This is a genomic window from Sphingopyxis sp. (assembly GCF_035565275.1).
GTDB lineage: Bacteria > Pseudomonadota > Alphaproteobacteria > Sphingomonadales > Sphingomonadaceae > Sphingopyxis.
In genome coordinates this window covers 24053-40304 of sequence record NZ_DATMST010000175.1, presented here as the reverse complement: position 1 = coordinate 40304, position 16252 = coordinate 24053, and the positions used below count along the sequence as shown (strand labels likewise).

Here is a 16252-nt window from a genome sequence, read left to right as displayed (position 1 = left end):
GATGAACAGCAAAGCCAGTTTCAAGGGCGCGGCGATAGCCCGCACCCTCGCCATCGGCCTGATGGCGGCCGCCCTCGTCTCCGCCCCGTCACAGCAAGCGGCAGCGCAGGCGGTCCAGAATGCGAGCAGCAGCATCGACCTTTCGGTCGGTCGTGGTCGCCTTGTCAGCCTCCCCGCCTCGATGTCGGACGTCTTCGTCGCCAATGACGAAGTGGCGGACGTTCAGGTGCGCTCGGGTCGCCAGCTCTACATCTTCGGCAAGAAGGCGGGTGAAACCAGCATCTATGCCACCGATGCCAGCGGCCGCGTCGTCTATTCGACCGTCGCGCGCGTCGGCAACAATATCGAGACGATCGATCAGATGCTGTCGCTCGCAATGCCCGAAGCCAGCATTTCGGCGAACACGATGAACGGCTTCGTATTGCTCACCGGTACGGTTCAGTCGCCCGATGACGCCGCAGAAGCCGAACGACTGGTGCAGGCCTTCGTCGGCGAAGGCACCAAAGTGCTTTCGCGGCTTCGCACCGCAACGCCGCTGCAGGTCAATCTGCAGGTTCGCATTGCCGAAGTGAACCGCACGCTGGTCAAGGAAATCAGCGGCAACGTACTGACCGCCGACCGTGACGGCCCGCTCGGAAACGGTTTTCTCGGCGGCGTGTTCCGCGGGCGCAACGCTGGCAAGATCACTTACAATCCCGACGGCACCACCACCTATGAAATCGCTTCTGCCGAGGGCAGGAACACGCTTGCGGGCGCTGGCCGCCTCTTCGGACTTGACCTGATCGCCTCGCTCGATCTGGGCGAACGGTCGGGTATGGTCGCAACTCTGGCACAGCCGAACCTGACCGCAATCTCGGGCGAAACCGCCGACTTCCTGGCGGGCGGCGAATTCCCGATCCCGGTCCCCGGCAACCTCGCCGGCACGACGATCGAATATCGCAAATATGGCGTCAGCCTGGCGTATACGCCGACGGTACTGTCCAACGGCCGGATCAGCCTGCGCGTCCGTCCCGAAGTGTCGGAACTGTCGACCGAAGGCGCGATCCTGATGGATGGTTATCAGGTCCCTGCCCTGACCGTCCGCCGCGCCGAAACGACGGTCGAACTCGGGTCGGGCGAAAGCTTCATGATCGCCGGCTTGCTGAACAACCGTTCGATCGGCGCGATCGACAAGATGCCCGGCCTTGGCGACGTACCGCTGCTCGGCATGTTGTTCAAATCGGACAGCTTCCGCCGCGGCGAGACCGAACTGGTCATTGTGGTGACACCCTATCTCGTCAATCCTGTTTCGGCGAACGAGATCAAGCTGCCGACCGACGCCTATCAGGCCGCAAACGATCTCTCGCGACTGCTGCTCAATCAGGAAAGCGAGGGCGTGACGGGCGGTGATCGGCCGAAGCCGCGTCTGGACACCTCGGTGGGCGATGCTGACCGACCCCGCGGCACCGGCGACGCGTCGCCCGGCTTCAGCATCAAGTGACGCGGGATTTCAGGAGCAAAGTGATGAAAAAAATCGCAACTTGGACGGTCCTGGCCCTGGCCACGTCGCTCGCAGCATGCAGCACCGGCACCGCCTACAGCAATCGCGGTCTGGATTCGGTGCATCAACCGGTCGTACGCAACAGCATCTATCAGTTCGACCTTGCCACGGCGAACGGCGACCTGGCCCCCAGTGAACAGGGCCGCCTGCAAGGCTGGCTCGACGCGATGGGCGTCCGCTACGGCGACCGGATCGCGATCGAGGATCCTTCGGCCTATGGCGCAGGCGCGGCGCGGTCAACGATCCGCTCGATGGTCGAACGCCGGGGATTGCTGCTTGCCGCCGACGTTCCGGTCACCACGGGCGCGGTGCCGCAGGACCATCTTCGCGTCGTCGTCACGCGGGCGTCGGCCTTCGTGCCTGGCTGTCCCAACTGGGACAGCAAATCGGCGATCAATCCGGTCAATGCAACCTCCTCCAACTATGGTTGCGCGTCGAACGCCAACCTGGCCGCAATGGTCGCCGACCCCAACGACTTGATCAAGGGCGCCCGCAACGACGGCAGCGATCCCGCGGCCGCCACCCGGGCGATCCGTACCTATCGCGAAAAACCGCAGACCGGCGCCGGCGAACTGCGCAATAACGCAACAAGCAACAGCGGAGGTGGCAAGTGAACGCTCCTTTCAAAATGGCGGGCGCGCGGGACCCGTTCAACGCGTTCGTCTGCGACGAAGACACGCTGGAGCTGATCCGCGCCGCGGCGGCCGACATGGGCTGGCCGGCTGAAAAATGTAACAAGGGTGGTCTGCGCAATGCCGTACAGTCGCTGTCGGTTTCCGCCAGCCCGAACGTCCTGTTCGTCGACATGTCGGAATCGGGCGACCCGATAAACGACATCAACGCGCTGGCCGAAGTCTGCGAGCCCGGCACGGTCGTGATCGCCGCTGGCCAGGTGAACGACGTTCGCCTGTACCGCGACCTTCTGTCGAGCGGTATTCAGGACTATCTGCTGAAGCCGCTGTCGATCGAGCAGGTGCGCGAATCGCTGACGATGGCACAGGCCATGCTTGCCGCGCCGAAGCACGCCGACATGCACGATGACAAGCCGCACCACATGATGGGTGTCGTGGGCGTGCGCGGCGGTGTCGGCGCATCGCTCGTGTCGACGTCGCTCGCATGGGCGATCAGCGAACAGGCCGGCCGTCAAACCGCGCTGCTCGACCTCGACGTGCATTTCGGCACCGGCGCGCTGACGCTCGACCTCGAGCCCGGCCGCGGCCTGATCGACGCAATCGACAACCCCAGCCGCATCGATGGACTGTTCATCGAGCGCGCGATGGTGCGCGCATCGGACAAGCTCAGCCTGCTCTCGGCCGAAGCGCCGATCCATCAGCCGGTGATGACCGACGGTTCGGCCTTCTTCCAGCTTGAGGAAGAGCTTCGTGGCGCCTTCGAGATGACGATCGTCGACATTCCGCGCCAGGTCCTGATCCCCTTCCCGCACCTCGTGTCGGAAGCGGGAACGATCCTGCTCGTCAGCGACGTGACGCTGGCCGCGGCGCGTGACACGATCCGACTGCTGTCGTGGTTCAAACAGAACGTCCCCGGCGCGCGTGTAATTCTGGTCGCCAACAAGTTCCAGAACGCCATCGGCGAGCTGTCGCGCAAGGAGTTCGAATCGTCGATCGAGCGCCCGATCGACATCGTTATTCCGTTCGATCCGAAAATGGTGAGCCAGTCGGCAAAGCTCGGCAAATCATATGCCGAGGTCTGCAAGGGCACGAAGTCGGCGCAGGTCTGGAACAATCTGATGCGCCTCATCCTCGACGGCGCCGATGTCGAAGCCGAAGAAGCCCGGACCGCAGACGCAAAGGGCAAATCGGGCGGCTCGCTGCTCGGCAAGCTCGGCCTGATGACCAGGAAGGGTGCGAAACAGGCGGCGTGAGGTTCCACGAGGACCATGCACGGCCTACAGCGATAGAAGCGGACATCAGCCGACCATGAATCTGCCAATCATCCTTATCATCGCAGGGGCCTTCCTGGCCTTCGCCCTGCTCGTGCTTCTGCTCGGCGGCCCGTCGGTCGGCAAGGCGAAGACGCGGAGGCTGGCGTCGGTCAAGGATCGTCACGCGGCCTCGACCGAAGCGGTGGTGGCGGCACAGATGCGCAAGACCATCGCGTCGGGCGGCCAGGCGTCGGCCCTCGCCAGCATGATGCCGCGCCGCGAAGAGATGGAAAAGCGGATACGCCGAACCGGCAAGAACTGGACGGTCACGCAATATATGTTCGCTTCGATGGCATTGTTCGTCGTCGTGACGGGTGCGATGCTGGCGGTGCGCGCGCCAATATTGATGGCGGGCCTCGTAGGGCTCATGATGAGTCTCGGCATACCCTATTTCATTGTCGGACGCGCGATCAAGAAGCGCGTGACCCAGTTCAATGCCCGCTTTCCCGATGCCATTGACCTGCTGGTTCGCGGCCTCAAATCCGGCCTGCCCGTCACCGAGACCTTCCAGGTCGTGAGCAACGAACTGCCCGGCCCTGTCGGGGAGGAGTTCAAGGGTGTCGTCGAACGCATCCGTATCGGTAACACGATGGAAGCGGCGCTGCAGGAATCGGCGGTTATGCTTGGAACGCCCGAGTTCCAGTTCTTCTGCATCACGATCGCGATCCAGCGCGAGACCGGCGGCAATCTGGCAGAAACGCTGGGCAATCTTTCCGACGTTCTGCGCAAGCGCGCGCAGATGAAGCTCAAGATCCGCGCCATGTCTTCGGAAGCGAAAGCGTCGGCCTATATCGTCGGCGCGCTGCCCTTCTTCGTCTTCGGCATCGTCTGGACAATGAATCCCGGCTATCTGCAGGGCTTTTTCTTCGAGCCGCGCCTGATCATCGCCGGCATCGGCGGATTGATCTGGATGAGCATCGGCGGCGCCATCATGGCCAAAATGATCAGCTTCGAAATCTGAAGGGGCAGTATCCGTGAACAGCAGCCTCCTTCTCGCGACTTTCACCGGCGCCCAGAGCGGTCCGACGCTGATGGGCGTCGATGTCGTCTGGGCCGGCACCATGCTGGCCGCAGTCGGCGTATTCGCCGTCCTGTTCGCCATCTACAACGCGCTCACCGTGCGCAATCCGATGACCAAGCGGGTCAAAGCGCTGAACGAGCGTCGCGAACAGCTCAAGGCCGGCATCACTGCTTCGACCGCCAAGCGCCGCGCGAAACTCGTTCGCAAGAACCAGCATGCCGACAAGATGCGGACCTTCCTGGGCAAACTGCAGGTGTTGCAGGAAGAGCAGATCAGGGATGTCCAGCAAAAGCTGGCGCAGGCGGGCATCCGATCGAAGGATCTCGCCGTTGCGGTCATTTTCGGCCGCATGGTCCTGCCGATCGTGTTCGGCGGCCTCGCCGCCTTCCTGATCTATTGGGTCGACATGTGGCCCGATATGACCCCATTCAAGCGGTCGGGCGCCACGATGGCGATGCTCGTGCTCGGCTACAAGGCGCCCGACCTGTTCGTGCAGAACAAGCGGGCCAAGCGCACCGACGCGATCCGCAAGGGGCTTCCCGATGCGCTCGATCTGCTCGTTATCTGCGCCGAAGCCGGTTTGACCGTCGACTCCGCCTTTTCGCGTGTGTCGAAGGAACTGGGCCGCGCCTATCCCGAACTGGGTGAAGAATTCGCGCTGACCTCGATCGAACTCGGCTTTCTGACCGAACGACGCCAGGCCTTCGAAAATCTGGCCTACCGTGTGAACCTGGAATCGGTGAAGGGCGTGGTCACGACCATGATCCAGACCGAGAAATACGGCACACCGCTCGCTTCGGCGCTGCGCGTGCTGTCGGCCGAATTCCGCAACGAACGCATGATGCGCGCCGAGGAAAAGGCCGCACGCCTTCCCGCGATCATGACGGTGCCATTGATCCTTTTCATCCTGCCGGTGCTGTTCATCGTGATCCTCGGCCCTGCGGCCTGCTCGCTCAGCGACGCCATGTCGGGCGGCAGCTTCGGCGCAAAATAGCCCGGCGCACCGGGATCATATCGAAAGAGGGTGGAAGCCGGTTCCACCCTCTCTTCCGTCAGGCCACGCTCTGCTCGATCGCACCGAAGATGCTGTGGTGCCGGTCGTCATCCATCCAGATCCGGACCGTATCGCCCTTCTGCATGAAGGGTGTCTTGGGCTCGCCCTTCAGGATCGTTTCGACGGTCCGCACCTCGGCCAGGCAGCAATAGCCGAGCCCGCCTTCGGCGATCGGTTTGCCCGGGCCGCCGTTGGCATCGCGGTTCGACACCGTACCTGAGCCGATGATCGTGCCGGCGCCCAGGTCGCGCGTCTTCGCGGCGTGCGCGATCAAGGCGCCGAAATCGAAGGTCATGTCGACGCCCGCATCGGCCCGGCCGAGCGGCTGGCCGTTCAGGTCGACCGACAGCGTGCCGTGGAGCTTGCCGTCTTTCCAGCGCGCGCCGAGCGCTTCGGGCGTCACGAAGACCGGCGACATCGCGCTCGACGGCTTCGACTGGAAAAATCCGAAGCCCTTGGCAAGTTCGGCGGGAATCAGGCCGCGCAGAGAGACGTCGTTGGTAAGGCCGACGAGCAGGATCTTCGCGCGCGCCGCGACCGCGTCGATGCCGGCGGGCACATCGCCCGTCACGACGACGACCTCGGCCTCCATGTCGCAGCCCCATGCCGGATCGCCGAGCGGGATCGGGTCGCGCGGGGCGAGAAACGCATCGCTGCCGCCCTGGTACATCAGCGGATCGTGCCAGAAACTGTCAGGCATTTCGGCGCCGCGGGCCTGCCGTACCAGCGCGACATGGTTCACATAGGCGCTGCCATCGGCCCACTGATAGGCACGCGGCAACGGCGAGGCCGCTTCGCGCTCATGGAAACGCTCTTTGGGAATAGCATCATGATTAAGATCCTCAGCCAGCGCCGCGAGCCGGGGTGCCGCATAGGCCCAATTGTCAAGGGCTGCCTGCATTGTCGCCGCGATCTGGCCGGCGTCCGCATACCAGGCAAGATCATCCGAAACGACGACGAGACGCCCGTCGCGACCCTTTTTGAGTGAAGCTAGTTTCACGAAAACTCCCTTGTCTGACGATGCCGGCCGAAACCGCCATCGCCTGTCGGGGAGCGATAATCAGCGCGACGTCGTGATCGATGCGAAACAGGTAAAGCCGCTCTGCCCCGCCTGCAAGCGCCGGATATACTGGAGGTATGCCTGCGACTGATTGTAGGTCGCCCCCGGCAGCGTCTGGCCGCGAAATGCGCGCTTTACTTCCTCGCCCGTGAACGGCCGCACCGCGCCCGGGAATGCGCCCTTGGTTCCCGGCGGAACCAGCTTGCCGGCGGCATCGATATATTTGCCCGCGCCCGTCGGGCCCGGAACGGGAATCTGGCAGTTCATCACCGACACGGCGGTCTGCGCGAAAGCGGGACGGATCGTGAGAGCGGCCGACACGCCGACCGCGCCCAGCGCCAGCATCCGCCGCCGCGAGGGAATGGCTTCTTCCGCGTTCACGGGGTTTTCGGCCGGAATGTCGCTGTTATCCATGGCGCGCGCATAACCCAATGAAGCGACAAGGAAAAGCAAAACACCGCCCACACCCCTCCGCATCCCGCTTTGGGACATTCGTCAATCGGGTGTTAACGGCCGCAAAGCCGCTTGCGCGAATCCCCCGCTTCGTGCGACGCGGGCGGAGCATGTTCGATCGCCTGTCCAGCCTGGTCATCGCCCTCACCCTGATTGCCATCGCGGCGATTTTCGCGGCGCTGACCGGCGGTGACGCCCTGTCGATCGCGATCATGGCCGTAGCAGGCGCCGTTGCTGCCGTAACGGTCCATGGCGCGCTGCCCGCCGCCTTGCCAGACGCGCCGGGTGCAGAACCCGCAACGCCCGCCCCCTCGCCGGTCTCGCTGCTACGTCATCCCGACTTCGCGCATTGGGTCGATCAGGAGAAGGAGCCGTTGCTCGGCATCGCCGACAATATCGTCACGATCGCCAACGACGCGGCGATCCGGCTGCTCGGGCGGCATATCGTCGGCGCCGATATCCGCACCGCGATCCGTCATCCCGCCGCTGCCGAATGGCTGTCACGCATCGACGACAATGTTCCGCTCGAAACGATCAACCTCGTTGATTTTCCGCGCCCCGGACAGCGCTGGACGCTGCGCATCGCCGCCTTGTCGGGCGGCGAGAGGATCGTCTTTCTGTCCGACCGTTCGGCGATCGACTCTGCCGACCGGATGCGATCGGACTTTGTCGCCAATGCGAGCCATGAGCTGCGCACGCCGCTCGCCGCCATCCTCGGCTATGTCGAAACGCTGCAGGATATGAATGGCGACGCAGACGCGTCTACGCGCGAGCGTTTCCTGTCGATCATCCATCGCGAGGCGGGGCGGATGCAGCAACTCGTCATTGACCTGCTCTCGATCTCGCGCGTCGAGGCCGACCGCTTTCGCCGCCCGACCGCGACGGTCGATCTCGCCGCCACCGTCCAGACGACGATCACGCAGTTGCGCGACAGTGAACAGCTGCGCGCGAAGGATATCGTCGCCAGACTGGGCGACGATATCCAGCCGATGCTGGGCGACGGCGCACAACTCGGACAACTCGCCCACAACATCATTTCGAACGCGATGAAATATGGCCACGCCGATACGCCGGTGACCGTCGAGCTGACGCGCGAAGGACGCCGCGTCCGGCTGTCGGTCAGCGACGAAGGCGACGGCATCGCGCCCGATCACCTGCCCCGCTTGACCGAACGCTTCTATCGTGTCGACGAAGCCCGCAGCCGCTCCGTCGGCGGCACCGGCCTCGGCCTCGCGATCGTCAAGCACATCAGCGAACGCCATCAGGGGCAGCTCGATATCGACAGCGAGGTTGGCAAGGGGACGCGTGTTTCCGTCGCTTTCCCGCTGCTTGCGGAGGACTGACAGAGAGGCCCGAGAAGCGAGAATCCCGGACTATCCTTGACTTTTGACCATATAAGACCCATCTTGCACCGGCTATCGTCGCCTACGACGGATTTTTTTGCCTGATCGGCGGACACTTCCATCCTCACGCTACCTGGCGCCGTCGGCATGTGCCGATGGTAACTCCGATTCCGTGAAAGGAACGACCCCATGCCCATCGGCACCGTAAAATTCTTCAACACCGAAAAAGGTTATGGCTTCATCGCGAACGAAGACGGTTCGGGCGACAACTTCGTCCACATCACCGCCCTCGAGCGCGCCGGGATGACGACGCTGAACAAGGATCAGCGCGTGTCCTATGACCTGGAGACTGACCAGCGCGGTAAAACGGCTGCGGTTAACGTCCAGCCGGCCTGATCTTTGGCCAAAGAGGAACTTCTGGCCCTCGACGGCCAGATCGATGAAATTCTTCCCGACGGACGCTTCGGCGTCATGCTGGAAAATGATCATCGTATCATCGCTTACACGGCAGGCCGGATGCGGCGTTTCCGCATCCGGTCGGTCGTTGGCGACGCCGTACGGGTCGAAATGACCCCGTATGATCTGACCAAAGGCCGCATCGTCTACCGCGACCGCGGTCCGGGTCCAGCCGGTGCCGGCCCCCGCAAGGGAGCCCGGCGCTGATCTCACAACCAAAACAAAACAAAACCACAGGATATCATGAACTTCAAATTGAATGCGTTTCCCTCCCTTCTTCGGCCCTATTCCGCCATCGATGCGCGGGCCGACAAGCCAGCACGGCGATCGCCGACGCTGTCGCGGCGAGAACTTCGCCGACTGATCGCCCAAATGGTCGACTGATTTACCCAGCCGGACCTTCATCTTAACCCAAGGATTTTCCGCCATGTCGAACACCAGCGATTTCTACCTGATTCAGGCGGACAAATGCGCGGCCGACGCGGCGGAGAGCAGCCTGTCACAGGTTCGCGATCGCAATCTGCGCGCCGAACAGGCGTGGCGCACGATGGCCGAACGGCTGATTCAGACCGAAGCGACCCGCGCGCGGCAGACTGCCGCGGCGGCGGCCAAGGCGGAAGCCAAAGTCGGCGCCGGCTGACGGCCTGTCCGTCAGTCGATCTTGCCCAGCAACTCTGCAATCTTCCCGAACATCTCGTCGATCTGCTCGCGTTCGACGATCAACGGCGGCGACAGCGCGATGATGTCGCCCGTTGCGCGGACCAGCAAACCATTGTCGAAACAGGCGTGGAACAGCTCCATCGCCCGCGCGGTCGGCGCGCCGGGGCGCGGCTCGAGTTCGATCCCCGCAACAAGGCCGATCGTACGAATATCGATGACGTGGCGCCGACCCTTGAGGCTGTGCGCCGCATCTTCCCAATAGTCACCGAGTTCGTTCGCGCGGTCGAACAGACCTTCGCGCGCATAGAGATCTAGCGTCGCTATCCCTGCGGCGCTCGCCAGCGGATGCCCCGAATAGGTATAGCCGTGGAACAGTTCGATCCCGCCCGGCACACTGTCGATCACTGCATCATGCAACTCGCGCTTCACCGCCACGGCGCCCATCGGGATCGCGGCGTTGGTAAGCCCTTTTGCCATGGTGATGATGTCGGGGGCGACGCCCCAAGCCTCTGACGCGGTTGCCGCACCAACGCGGCCGAAGGCGGTGATCACCTCGTCGAAGATCAGGATGATGCCGTGCCGGTCGCAAATCTCGCGCAAGCGCCGGAGATAGCCGACCGGCGGCACGAGCACGCCGGTCGATCCCGCCATCGGCTCGACGATCACTGCCGCGATCGTGTCGGCACCATGCAAATCGACCAGCCGCTGAAGGTCGTCGGCCAGTTCGGCGCCATGCTGCGGGAACCCACGCATAAAGGCATTGCGCTCGATATCGTGCGTGTGGCGAAGGTGGTCGACCCCCGGCAGTCCTCCACCAAAGGCGCGGCGATTGTTGACGAGCCCGCCGACGCTGATGCCGCCAAAGCCGGTACCATGGTAGCCACGTTCGCGTCCGATCAGCCGCGTCCGCGTCCCTTGCCCCTTCGCACGCTGGATATTGAGCGCGATTTTCAGCGCCGTATCAACCGATTCCGAGCCGCTGTTGGTAAAGAAGATACGGTCGAGGCCGTCAGGCATCAACGCCGCGAGCCGCTGCGCCAGTTCGAATGGCAGCGGGTGCCCCAGCTGGAAAGTCGGCGCGAAATCGAGCGTCGCAGCGGCCTTCGCGATCGCGTCGGTGATCTCGGGCCGGCAGTGCCCCGCGTTGCTGCACCAAAGGCCCGACGTTCCGTCGAGGATCGTCCGCCCGTCGCCCGACTGATAGTGCATCCCGCTCGCCGAGACGAGCTGACGCGGGCTCGCCTTGAACGACCGGTTCGCGGTAAAAGGCATCCAGAAGGACGCCAGCGGATCATTTTCACCCTTCACACCGAACTCTCCCGAGCATCAGACGCCTGCATAGTGTCTGGCGTGCGGCATGCTGGCAATGTCGAAAATGGCCGATAACGGCCCCTCTGGCGCTTCGTCCAGCTTCGCGATAGGCTGCGCCTTCCACAACGGGCCGGATCCTCGGCCCAATCGGGGGCGCATGTCAGTCAATCTGGAACAATGGATCAGCGAACATAAGATCGACGAAGTCGAATGCATCGTCCCCGACATCAACGGGGTCCAGCGCGGCAAGGTGCTGCCCGCGAAGAAGTTTCTCTCCTCGGTCAAGGACAAGTCGCTGCGCATCCCGGGCAGCGTCTTCATCTGCACGATCGACGGTCATTATCCCCAAGACATCGACGACATCTGGGACAAGGATCCCGACAAGATATTGATCGCCGACCCGGGCACGATCTGCGTCGCGCCGGGTTTCACCTCGCCCACCGCCTTCGTGATCGCCGACGCCTTCAACGGCGACGGGACCGAAGTCGATATCGCACCGCGCACGATCCTGAAGAAGGTGCTCGGTCTTTACGAAGAAAAGGGGTGGAAGCCGATCATCGCGCCCGAAGTCGAATTCTATCTCGTCTCGCAGAACACCGACCCCGATTTCCCGTTGACCCCTCCGGTCGGCCAGTCGGGACGCAGCGAGAGCGCGAGCCAGCCCTACGGCCTCGAGGCGATGAACGAATATGAGGATATCATCGACCATATCTATGACGATTGCGAGCTGATGGGGCTCGATATCGATACGATGATACACGAAATGGGTGCAGCGCAGCTCGAGGTGAATTTCATCCACGGCAATCCGCTGCGCCTCGCCGACGAGGTGTTCCTGTTCAAGCGTGTCGTGCGCAACGTCGCAAAGCAGCACGATGTCTATGCGACCTTCATGGCGAACCCGATGGCGGGACAGCCGGGCAGCGCGATGCATATCCACCAGTCGGTCGTGGATGCCGATACGGGACGCAATCTGTTCGCGACCTCGAACGGCCGCGACAGCGCGGCCTTCCGTTCCTATGTCGCCGGCCTCATTCGTTTCATGCCGCAAATCTCGCCGATGTGGGCGCCCAATGTGAACAGTTTCCGCCGCATGCGCCCCGACAGCGCGGCGCCGATCAATGTCCAGTGGGGCGTCGACAACCGGTCGTGCGGGTTCCGCATTCCGGTGTCCGACAAACATAATCGCCGCGTCGAAAACCGCCTGCCGGGCGCCGACAGCAACCCCTATCTCGCGATCGCGGCGTCGCTTGTCTGCGGCTATATCGGCATGGTCGACCGCATGGTCCCGCCCAAGCCGATCACCGGCAGCGCCTATAACCGCGCGCGCACCCTGCCGCGCACGCTCGAAGCCGCGCTCGACCGCTTCGCCTCGTGCAAGAAGGTCCGCAACCTGCTCGGCGACGATTTCTTCGAAATCTTCTTTGCGGTGAAGGATTACGAGCTTTTCAACTATCAGTCGGTGGTGTCGAGCTGGGAACGCGAACATCTGCTGATGCGGGTCTGACCCGGGCAGCGGCGATGACCGATCCGCTCGCCAACAGCTATTATGCAGCGACCGCGCACGAGCGGACCGCGCGTAGCGGCATCCGGGGTGACTCGCGCTGCGATGTCGCGGTGATCGGCGGCGGATTTACAGGTCTCAGCGCCGCGCTTGCCTGTGCCGAACGCGGCTTCTCGGTCATCCTCGTGGAAGTCGCGCAAATCGGCTTCGGCGCTTCGGGGCGCAACGGCGGACAGCTCATTCCCGGCCTCCGCTGGACCGCATCGGAACTGGAAGAGGAATTCGGCAGCGAACGCGCCGACGCGCTGTTCGATCTTTGCTGGCGCGACAATCGCGTGAAGGCACGGATCGCCAGACACGGAATCGATTGCGATTTGAAGGCCGGGCACCTGGAGGCGGCATGGACGCTAAAGGATTTCGATGCGACCCGGCGTGAAGCGGATTATCTCGCGAAGCGATTCAACTACGCAAGCAACGTGGTGGCCAAGGCCGATATGCCCGCTCATATCGCAACTACGCTTTACCAGGGCGGTGTCCATGACCCGCAGGGCGGTCATTTCCATCCGTTGAACTATGCTGTCGGGCTTGCCCAAGCTGCCGAAGCAGCGGGCGTCGATATTCGGGAGAGCCACCGAGCCTTTCGTATCGAGGATACGGCAGATGGCCTTCGTGTGAATACCGACCGGGCCGAAATAGACGCGCGTTACGTGATCGATGCCACCGACAGCTGGATCGGAGACGTCGAACCCGACCTCGGCCGCTACACCATCCCGATCATGAACTATAATATCGCGACTGCTCCGCTCGAAAATGCCGACAGGCTGCTCCCCGGCGACGCCGCGGTCGCCGACAGCCGTTTCGTGCTCAACTATTTCCGTCTGTCGGCCGACAAGCGCCTGATCTTCGGCGGCGGTGAGCGCTATTCGCAGACCCCGCCGCGCGACATCGCGGCGTTCGTGCGGCCGTTCATGGCCGAAGTGTTCCCCCAAATCGCCGATGCGAAGATCGACTTTGGCTGGGGTGGCGCGGTCGCAGTGACGCGGAACCGCCTTCCGCACTTCGGGCGGCGCGGGAATGTATTTTACGCGCATGGCTTTTCGGGGCACGGCGCGCTGGTGACGACGCTCGCGGGCGAACTGGTCGCCGAGGCGATGGCGGGAACCGCCGAGCGCTTCGATGTGCTCGCGAGCTTGCCGTCCAGGCCCTTCCCGGGCGGAAAATGGCTACGGCGGCCGCTCGCAACGCTGGGATTGCTCTGGTATGCGCTGCGCGACCGGTTGGGGTGAAGGAGCGCGTATCATGTCGAAGTCATCGGGCGTGATCGCGCTGCGGTCAGAAGCCGAGGCCTTTTTCACGGCTAATCCCGACGTCGATTCGATCGAGATGATCTACACCGACATGGGCGGTGTGCCGCGCGGCAAGCGGCTGCGCCAGCATGAGGTGCTCGCGGTCTACGAGAGCGGGCGCATGATGCCCGGCTCGATCACCGTCGTCGACATCACCGGACAGGACACGGTCGAAACCGGCCTCGTGTGGGAAGATGGCGACGCCGACAGGTCGATGAAGCCGGTCCCCGGCACGCTCGTCCGCACGCCCTGGGGTGGCGACCATGCGGCGCAGTTCCTCGTCGGCTTTCACGAACTCGACGGCACGCCGCACGACCTCGACCCGCGCCATGTCCTCGGCCGCGTAATCGACCGCTTCGCCGCCGACGGGCTGACCCCCGTGCTCGCGGTGGAGCTCGAATTCTACCTCGTCGACCCGCGCCGCGCACGCAACGGGTCGATCCGCCCCGCCCGCCCCGGCTACAATCGCGACACACCGCGCAATGTCGAGGTGTATGGCCTGCGCGAACTTGAGGACTTCCGGCCGTTCTTCGACGCGCTTTATGCGGCGACCAACGTGCAGGACCTGCCGCTCGAAAGCGCGATCTCCGAATTCGCGCCGGGCCAGTTCGAGCTGACCTTGCGTCACAAGCCCGACGCGCTTCGCGCCTGCGACGACGCGATCATGTACAAAAGGCTCGTCAAGGCGATCGCCCAGAAGCACGGTCTCGAAGCGACTTTCATGGCCAAGCCCTTTGCCGATCAGGCCGGCAGCGGAATGCATATCCACGTCTCGGTCGACGACGACGGCGGCGCCAATATTTTCGCGAGCGACGATCCCGAGGGAACGCCCGTGCTGCGCCACGCGATCGGCGGGATGATCGGCAGCGTCGGCGACGCCTTTGCGCTTTTTGCACCGCATGCGAACAGCTATCGCCGGTTCAAGGCGAACAGCTACGCCCCCGTCGCGCCGACATGGGGCGTCAACAACCGCACCGTGTCGTTCCGCATCCCCGCCGGGCCGCCGGCTAGCCGTCACGTCGAGCACCGCGCGTGCGGTGCCGACGCCAACCCCTATCTTGCGGCGGCCGCCGTGCTGGCCGGGATGCACCGCGGCATGACGGACAAAAGCGACCCGGGCGCGGCGGTCGTCGGCAACGGCTATGACCGCGACGCCTCGGGCGACGGCAAGCCGCCGGCCAACTGGTTCGCGGCGGTCGACCGTTTTCACGGTTCGAAACTGATGCGTGATTATCTCGGCGAGCGTTTCGTCGACATGTTCAGCATTGTGAAGCGCGTCGAGCAGGAACGCTATTTCAGCGTCGTCCCGACGCTCGATTACGACTGGTATCTGCGCAACGCCTGACTGCAGTAACAATCTTTCAAAGTTTGCCGCCGCCGCGCAAAAAAGTCTCTTTTCAAGACGGACGTATTGGGTCAGCTTGGCTTAAACACAGGGAGCTGCACATGAATCCATACGAGCTGATCAAGCAAACCCGCGGGCGCCGCTCGCTCCTCCAGGCCTTGGGGGCCGCGGCGGTCGGGATCAGCTTCGGCGGCCTCGCCGCGTGCGGCAAAGACAAAGGCAGGAAGCTCGCGAACGGCGAGGAGGCCAAGCTCAACTTCTATAATTGGGACACCTATATCGGCGACACGACGCTCGATGATTTCGAGGAAGCGACGGGCGTCGACGTCAAGATGGACCTGTTCGACAGCAACGATACGCTGTTCGCCAAGTTCAAGGCAGGCAATCCGGGCTACGACGTCATCGTCCCGTCGAACGATTTCGTCGAGCGGATGAGCAAGGCCGGCCTGCTGATGCCGCTCGACCACGCCCAGATCCCGAACAAAAAGAATATCGACGCTGCCTATATCAACGTCGAATATGACCTTCAGCGCAAATATTCGATGCCCTACACTTGGCTCGTGCTGGGCATCGGGTATCGCAAGTCGAAAGTTTCGGCGACCCCCGACAGCTGGAAGACGCTGTTCGACAGCCCGGAATATGCGGGACGTATGGCATGGCTGTCGGAGGCCGGCGACATGTTCCGCCTCTACGGCAAATATCTCGGTAAATCGATCAATGCGCTGACTCCCGCGGATGTGGCGACGATCGAAAGGATGATGATCAAGCAAAAGCCCAATGTGAAGAAATTCCACGAGGATGACGGCCAGGACCTGCTGCTCAAGGGCGATTGCGATATCGTGCTCGAATATAATGGCGACATTGCGCAGGCGATGGTCGAAGACAAGGACATCGACTTCGTCATTCCGAAGGAAGGCAGCCAGCTCAATTCGGACAATCTGTGCATTCCGAAGGGCGCGCCGCATCCGAAGAATGCGCATGCCTTCATCAACTATATCCTCGATGCGCAGGTGGACAAGAAGATCACCGAAACGATCCTCTTCCCCACCCCTAACTCCGCCGCAAAGGCGCTGATGCCCGACAGCTACCGGAACAACCCGGTGATCTTCCCGCCCGCAGATGCCCTTGCCAAATGTGAATATTCGCGCTTCGACCCCGAGCTTCAGCCGCTCTACGAAGAAGCCTTTACGCGGGTGCGAGCCGCCTGACGGTCCGAA

At 63.1% G+C, this 16252-nt stretch carries 16 protein-coding genes; 13 read left to right on the top strand and 3 right to left on the bottom strand.

Translation table 11 applies throughout. The annotated features are described in order from the left end of the window. Window position 1 precedes the first annotated feature (1 nt). The 5 genes from VN047_RS12430 (at window position 2) to VN047_RS12410 (ending at window position 5500) form a co-directional block, all read left to right on the top strand. On the top strand, window positions 2–1480 hold the full coding sequence (locus VN047_RS12430; protein ID WP_325543116.1) for a type II and III secretion system protein family protein: 1479 nt from the start codon (window positions 2–4) through the stop codon (window positions 1478–1480). Next, window positions 1477–2154, top strand: coding sequence for a CpaD family pilus assembly protein (locus VN047_RS12425; protein ID WP_325543115.1), 678 nt, complete (start codon window positions 1477–1479; stop codon window positions 2152–2154). Before VN047_RS12430 ends, VN047_RS12425 begins: the two co-directional genes overlap by 4 nt. Then, window positions 2151–3425, top strand: a complete 1275-nt coding sequence (locus VN047_RS12420) for a pilus assembly protein CpaE (protein WP_325543114.1) — start codon at window positions 2151–2153, stop codon at window positions 3423–3425. The genes VN047_RS12425 and VN047_RS12420 overlap by 4 nt, the downstream gene beginning before the upstream one ends. A gap of 55 nt (window positions 3426–3480) precedes the next feature. Continuing rightward, window positions 3481–4446: a type II secretion system F family protein gene (locus VN047_RS12415; protein WP_325543113.1), complete on the top strand. Its 966-nt coding sequence runs from the start codon at window positions 3481–3483 to the stop codon at window positions 4444–4446. Window positions 4447–4516: 70 nt separating this feature from the next. Next, window positions 4517–5500, top strand: coding sequence for a type II secretion system F family protein (locus tag VN047_RS12410; protein WP_325543166.1), 984 nt, complete (start codon window positions 4517–4519; stop codon window positions 5498–5500). A gap of 58 nt (window positions 5501–5558) precedes the next feature. On the opposite strand, the gene VN047_RS12405 is transcribed toward VN047_RS12410, so the two are convergent. Together VN047_RS12405 and VN047_RS12400 are read right to left on the bottom strand one after the other, a co-directional pair. Then, a complete protein-coding gene (locus VN047_RS12405) occupies window positions 5559–6560 on the bottom strand; it encodes a fumarylacetoacetate hydrolase family protein (RefSeq protein WP_325543112.1) in 1002 nt (333 codons plus the stop codon). Between the two features lie 60 nt (window positions 6561–6620). Next, window positions 6621–7034 carry a hypothetical protein gene (locus VN047_RS12400; RefSeq protein ID WP_325543111.1) on the bottom strand — a complete coding sequence of 138 codons (414 nt, stop codon included), beginning with the start codon at window positions 7032–7034 and terminating at the stop codon, window positions 6621–6623. A 149-nt stretch (window positions 7035–7183) separates the two neighbouring features. Between VN047_RS12400 and VN047_RS12395 the strand changes: the two genes are divergently transcribed. The 4 genes from VN047_RS12395 to VN047_RS12380 all read left to right on the top strand — a co-directional run bounded on the left by VN047_RS12395 (window position 7184) and on the right by VN047_RS12380 (window position 9512). Beyond that, window positions 7184–8416, top strand: a complete 1233-nt coding sequence (locus VN047_RS12395; RefSeq protein ID WP_325543110.1) for an ATP-binding protein — start codon at window positions 7184–7186, stop codon at window positions 8414–8416. A 189-nt stretch (window positions 8417–8605) separates the two neighbouring features. Next, a complete protein-coding gene (locus tag VN047_RS12390) occupies window positions 8606–8812 on the top strand; it encodes a cold-shock protein (RefSeq protein WP_325543109.1) in 207 nt (68 codons plus the stop codon). Between the two features lie 3 nt (window positions 8813–8815). Continuing rightward, complete coding sequence (infA, locus tag VN047_RS12385) at window positions 8816–9079, top strand: translation initiation factor IF-1 (protein WP_325543108.1); 264 nt, start codon at window positions 8816–8818, stop codon at window positions 9077–9079. Between the two features lie 220 nt (window positions 9080–9299). Beyond that, window positions 9300–9512 (top strand): hypothetical protein, encoded by a 213-nt coding sequence (locus VN047_RS12380; RefSeq protein WP_325543107.1) that lies wholly within the window; start codon window positions 9300–9302, stop codon window positions 9510–9512. Window positions 9513–9523: 11 nt separating this feature from the next. Here the strand turns inward: VN047_RS12380 and VN047_RS12375 are convergent, their stop codons facing one another. After that, on the bottom strand, window positions 9524–10840 hold the full coding sequence (locus tag VN047_RS12375; protein WP_325543106.1) for an aspartate aminotransferase family protein: 1317 nt from the start codon (window positions 10838–10840) through the stop codon (window positions 9524–9526). A gap of 160 nt (window positions 10841–11000) precedes the next feature. Between VN047_RS12375 and VN047_RS12370 the strand changes: the two genes are divergently transcribed. From VN047_RS12370 to VN047_RS12355, 4 genes are all read left to right on the top strand, one after another. After that, window positions 11001–12347 carry a glutamine synthetase family protein gene (locus tag VN047_RS12370; RefSeq protein WP_325543104.1) on the top strand — a complete coding sequence of 449 codons (1347 nt, stop codon included), beginning with the start codon at window positions 11001–11003 and terminating at the stop codon, window positions 12345–12347. Between the two features lie 14 nt (window positions 12348–12361). Further along, window positions 12362–13630 (top strand): FAD-binding oxidoreductase, encoded by a 1269-nt coding sequence (locus VN047_RS12365; protein WP_325543102.1) that lies wholly within the window; start codon window positions 12362–12364, stop codon window positions 13628–13630. Window positions 13631–13643: 13 nt separating this feature from the next. After that, the gene (locus tag VN047_RS12360; RefSeq protein ID WP_325543101.1) at window positions 13644–15035 is read left to right on the top strand and encodes a glutamine synthetase family protein; all 1392 of its coding nucleotides are present in this window, start codon (window positions 13644–13646) and stop codon (window positions 15033–15035) included. A 101-nt stretch (window positions 15036–15136) separates the two neighbouring features. Continuing rightward, the gene (locus VN047_RS12355; protein ID WP_325543099.1) at window positions 15137–16243 is read left to right on the top strand and encodes a spermidine/putrescine ABC transporter substrate-binding protein; all 1107 of its coding nucleotides are present in this window, start codon (window positions 15137–15139) and stop codon (window positions 16241–16243) included. The last annotated feature ends 9 nt before the right edge of the window (window positions 16244–16252 follow it).

Excerpts from the sequence above, each read along its gene's own strand:
- VN047_RS12400 (WP_325543111.1), bottom strand. The coding sequence starts at position 7,034 with ATGGATAACAGCGACATTCCGGCCGAAAACCCCGTGAACGCGGAAGAA.
- VN047_RS12380 (WP_325543107.1), top strand. The coding sequence starts at position 9,300 with ATGTCGAACACCAGCGATTTCTACCTGATTCAGGCGGACAAATGCGCG.
- VN047_RS12370 (WP_325543104.1), top strand. The coding sequence starts at position 11,001 with ATGTCAGTCAATCTGGAACAATGGATCAGCGAACATAAGATCGACGAA.
- VN047_RS12395 (WP_325543110.1), top strand. The coding sequence starts at position 7,184 with ATGTTCGATCGCCTGTCCAGCCTGGTCATCGCCCTCACCCTGATTGCC.
- VN047_RS12410 (WP_325543166.1), top strand. The coding sequence starts at position 4,517 with ATGGGCGTCGATGTCGTCTGGGCCGGCACCATGCTGGCCGCAGTCGGC.
- VN047_RS12390 (WP_325543109.1), top strand. The coding sequence starts at position 8,606 with ATGCCCATCGGCACCGTAAAATTCTTCAACACCGAAAAAGGTTATGGC.
- VN047_RS12415 (WP_325543113.1), top strand. The coding sequence starts at position 3,481 with ATGAATCTGCCAATCATCCTTATCATCGCAGGGGCCTTCCTGGCCTTC.
- VN047_RS12365 (WP_325543102.1), top strand. The coding sequence starts at position 12,362 with ATGACCGATCCGCTCGCCAACAGCTATTATGCAGCGACCGCGCACGAG.
- VN047_RS12360 (WP_325543101.1), top strand. The coding sequence starts at position 13,644 with ATGTCGAAGTCATCGGGCGTGATCGCGCTGCGGTCAGAAGCCGAGGCC.
- VN047_RS12430 (WP_325543116.1), top strand. The coding sequence starts at position 2 with ATGAACAGCAAAGCCAGTTTCAAGGGCGCGGCGATAGCCCGCACCCTC.
- VN047_RS12355 (WP_325543099.1), top strand. The coding sequence starts at position 15,137 with ATGAATCCATACGAGCTGATCAAGCAAACCCGCGGGCGCCGCTCGCTC.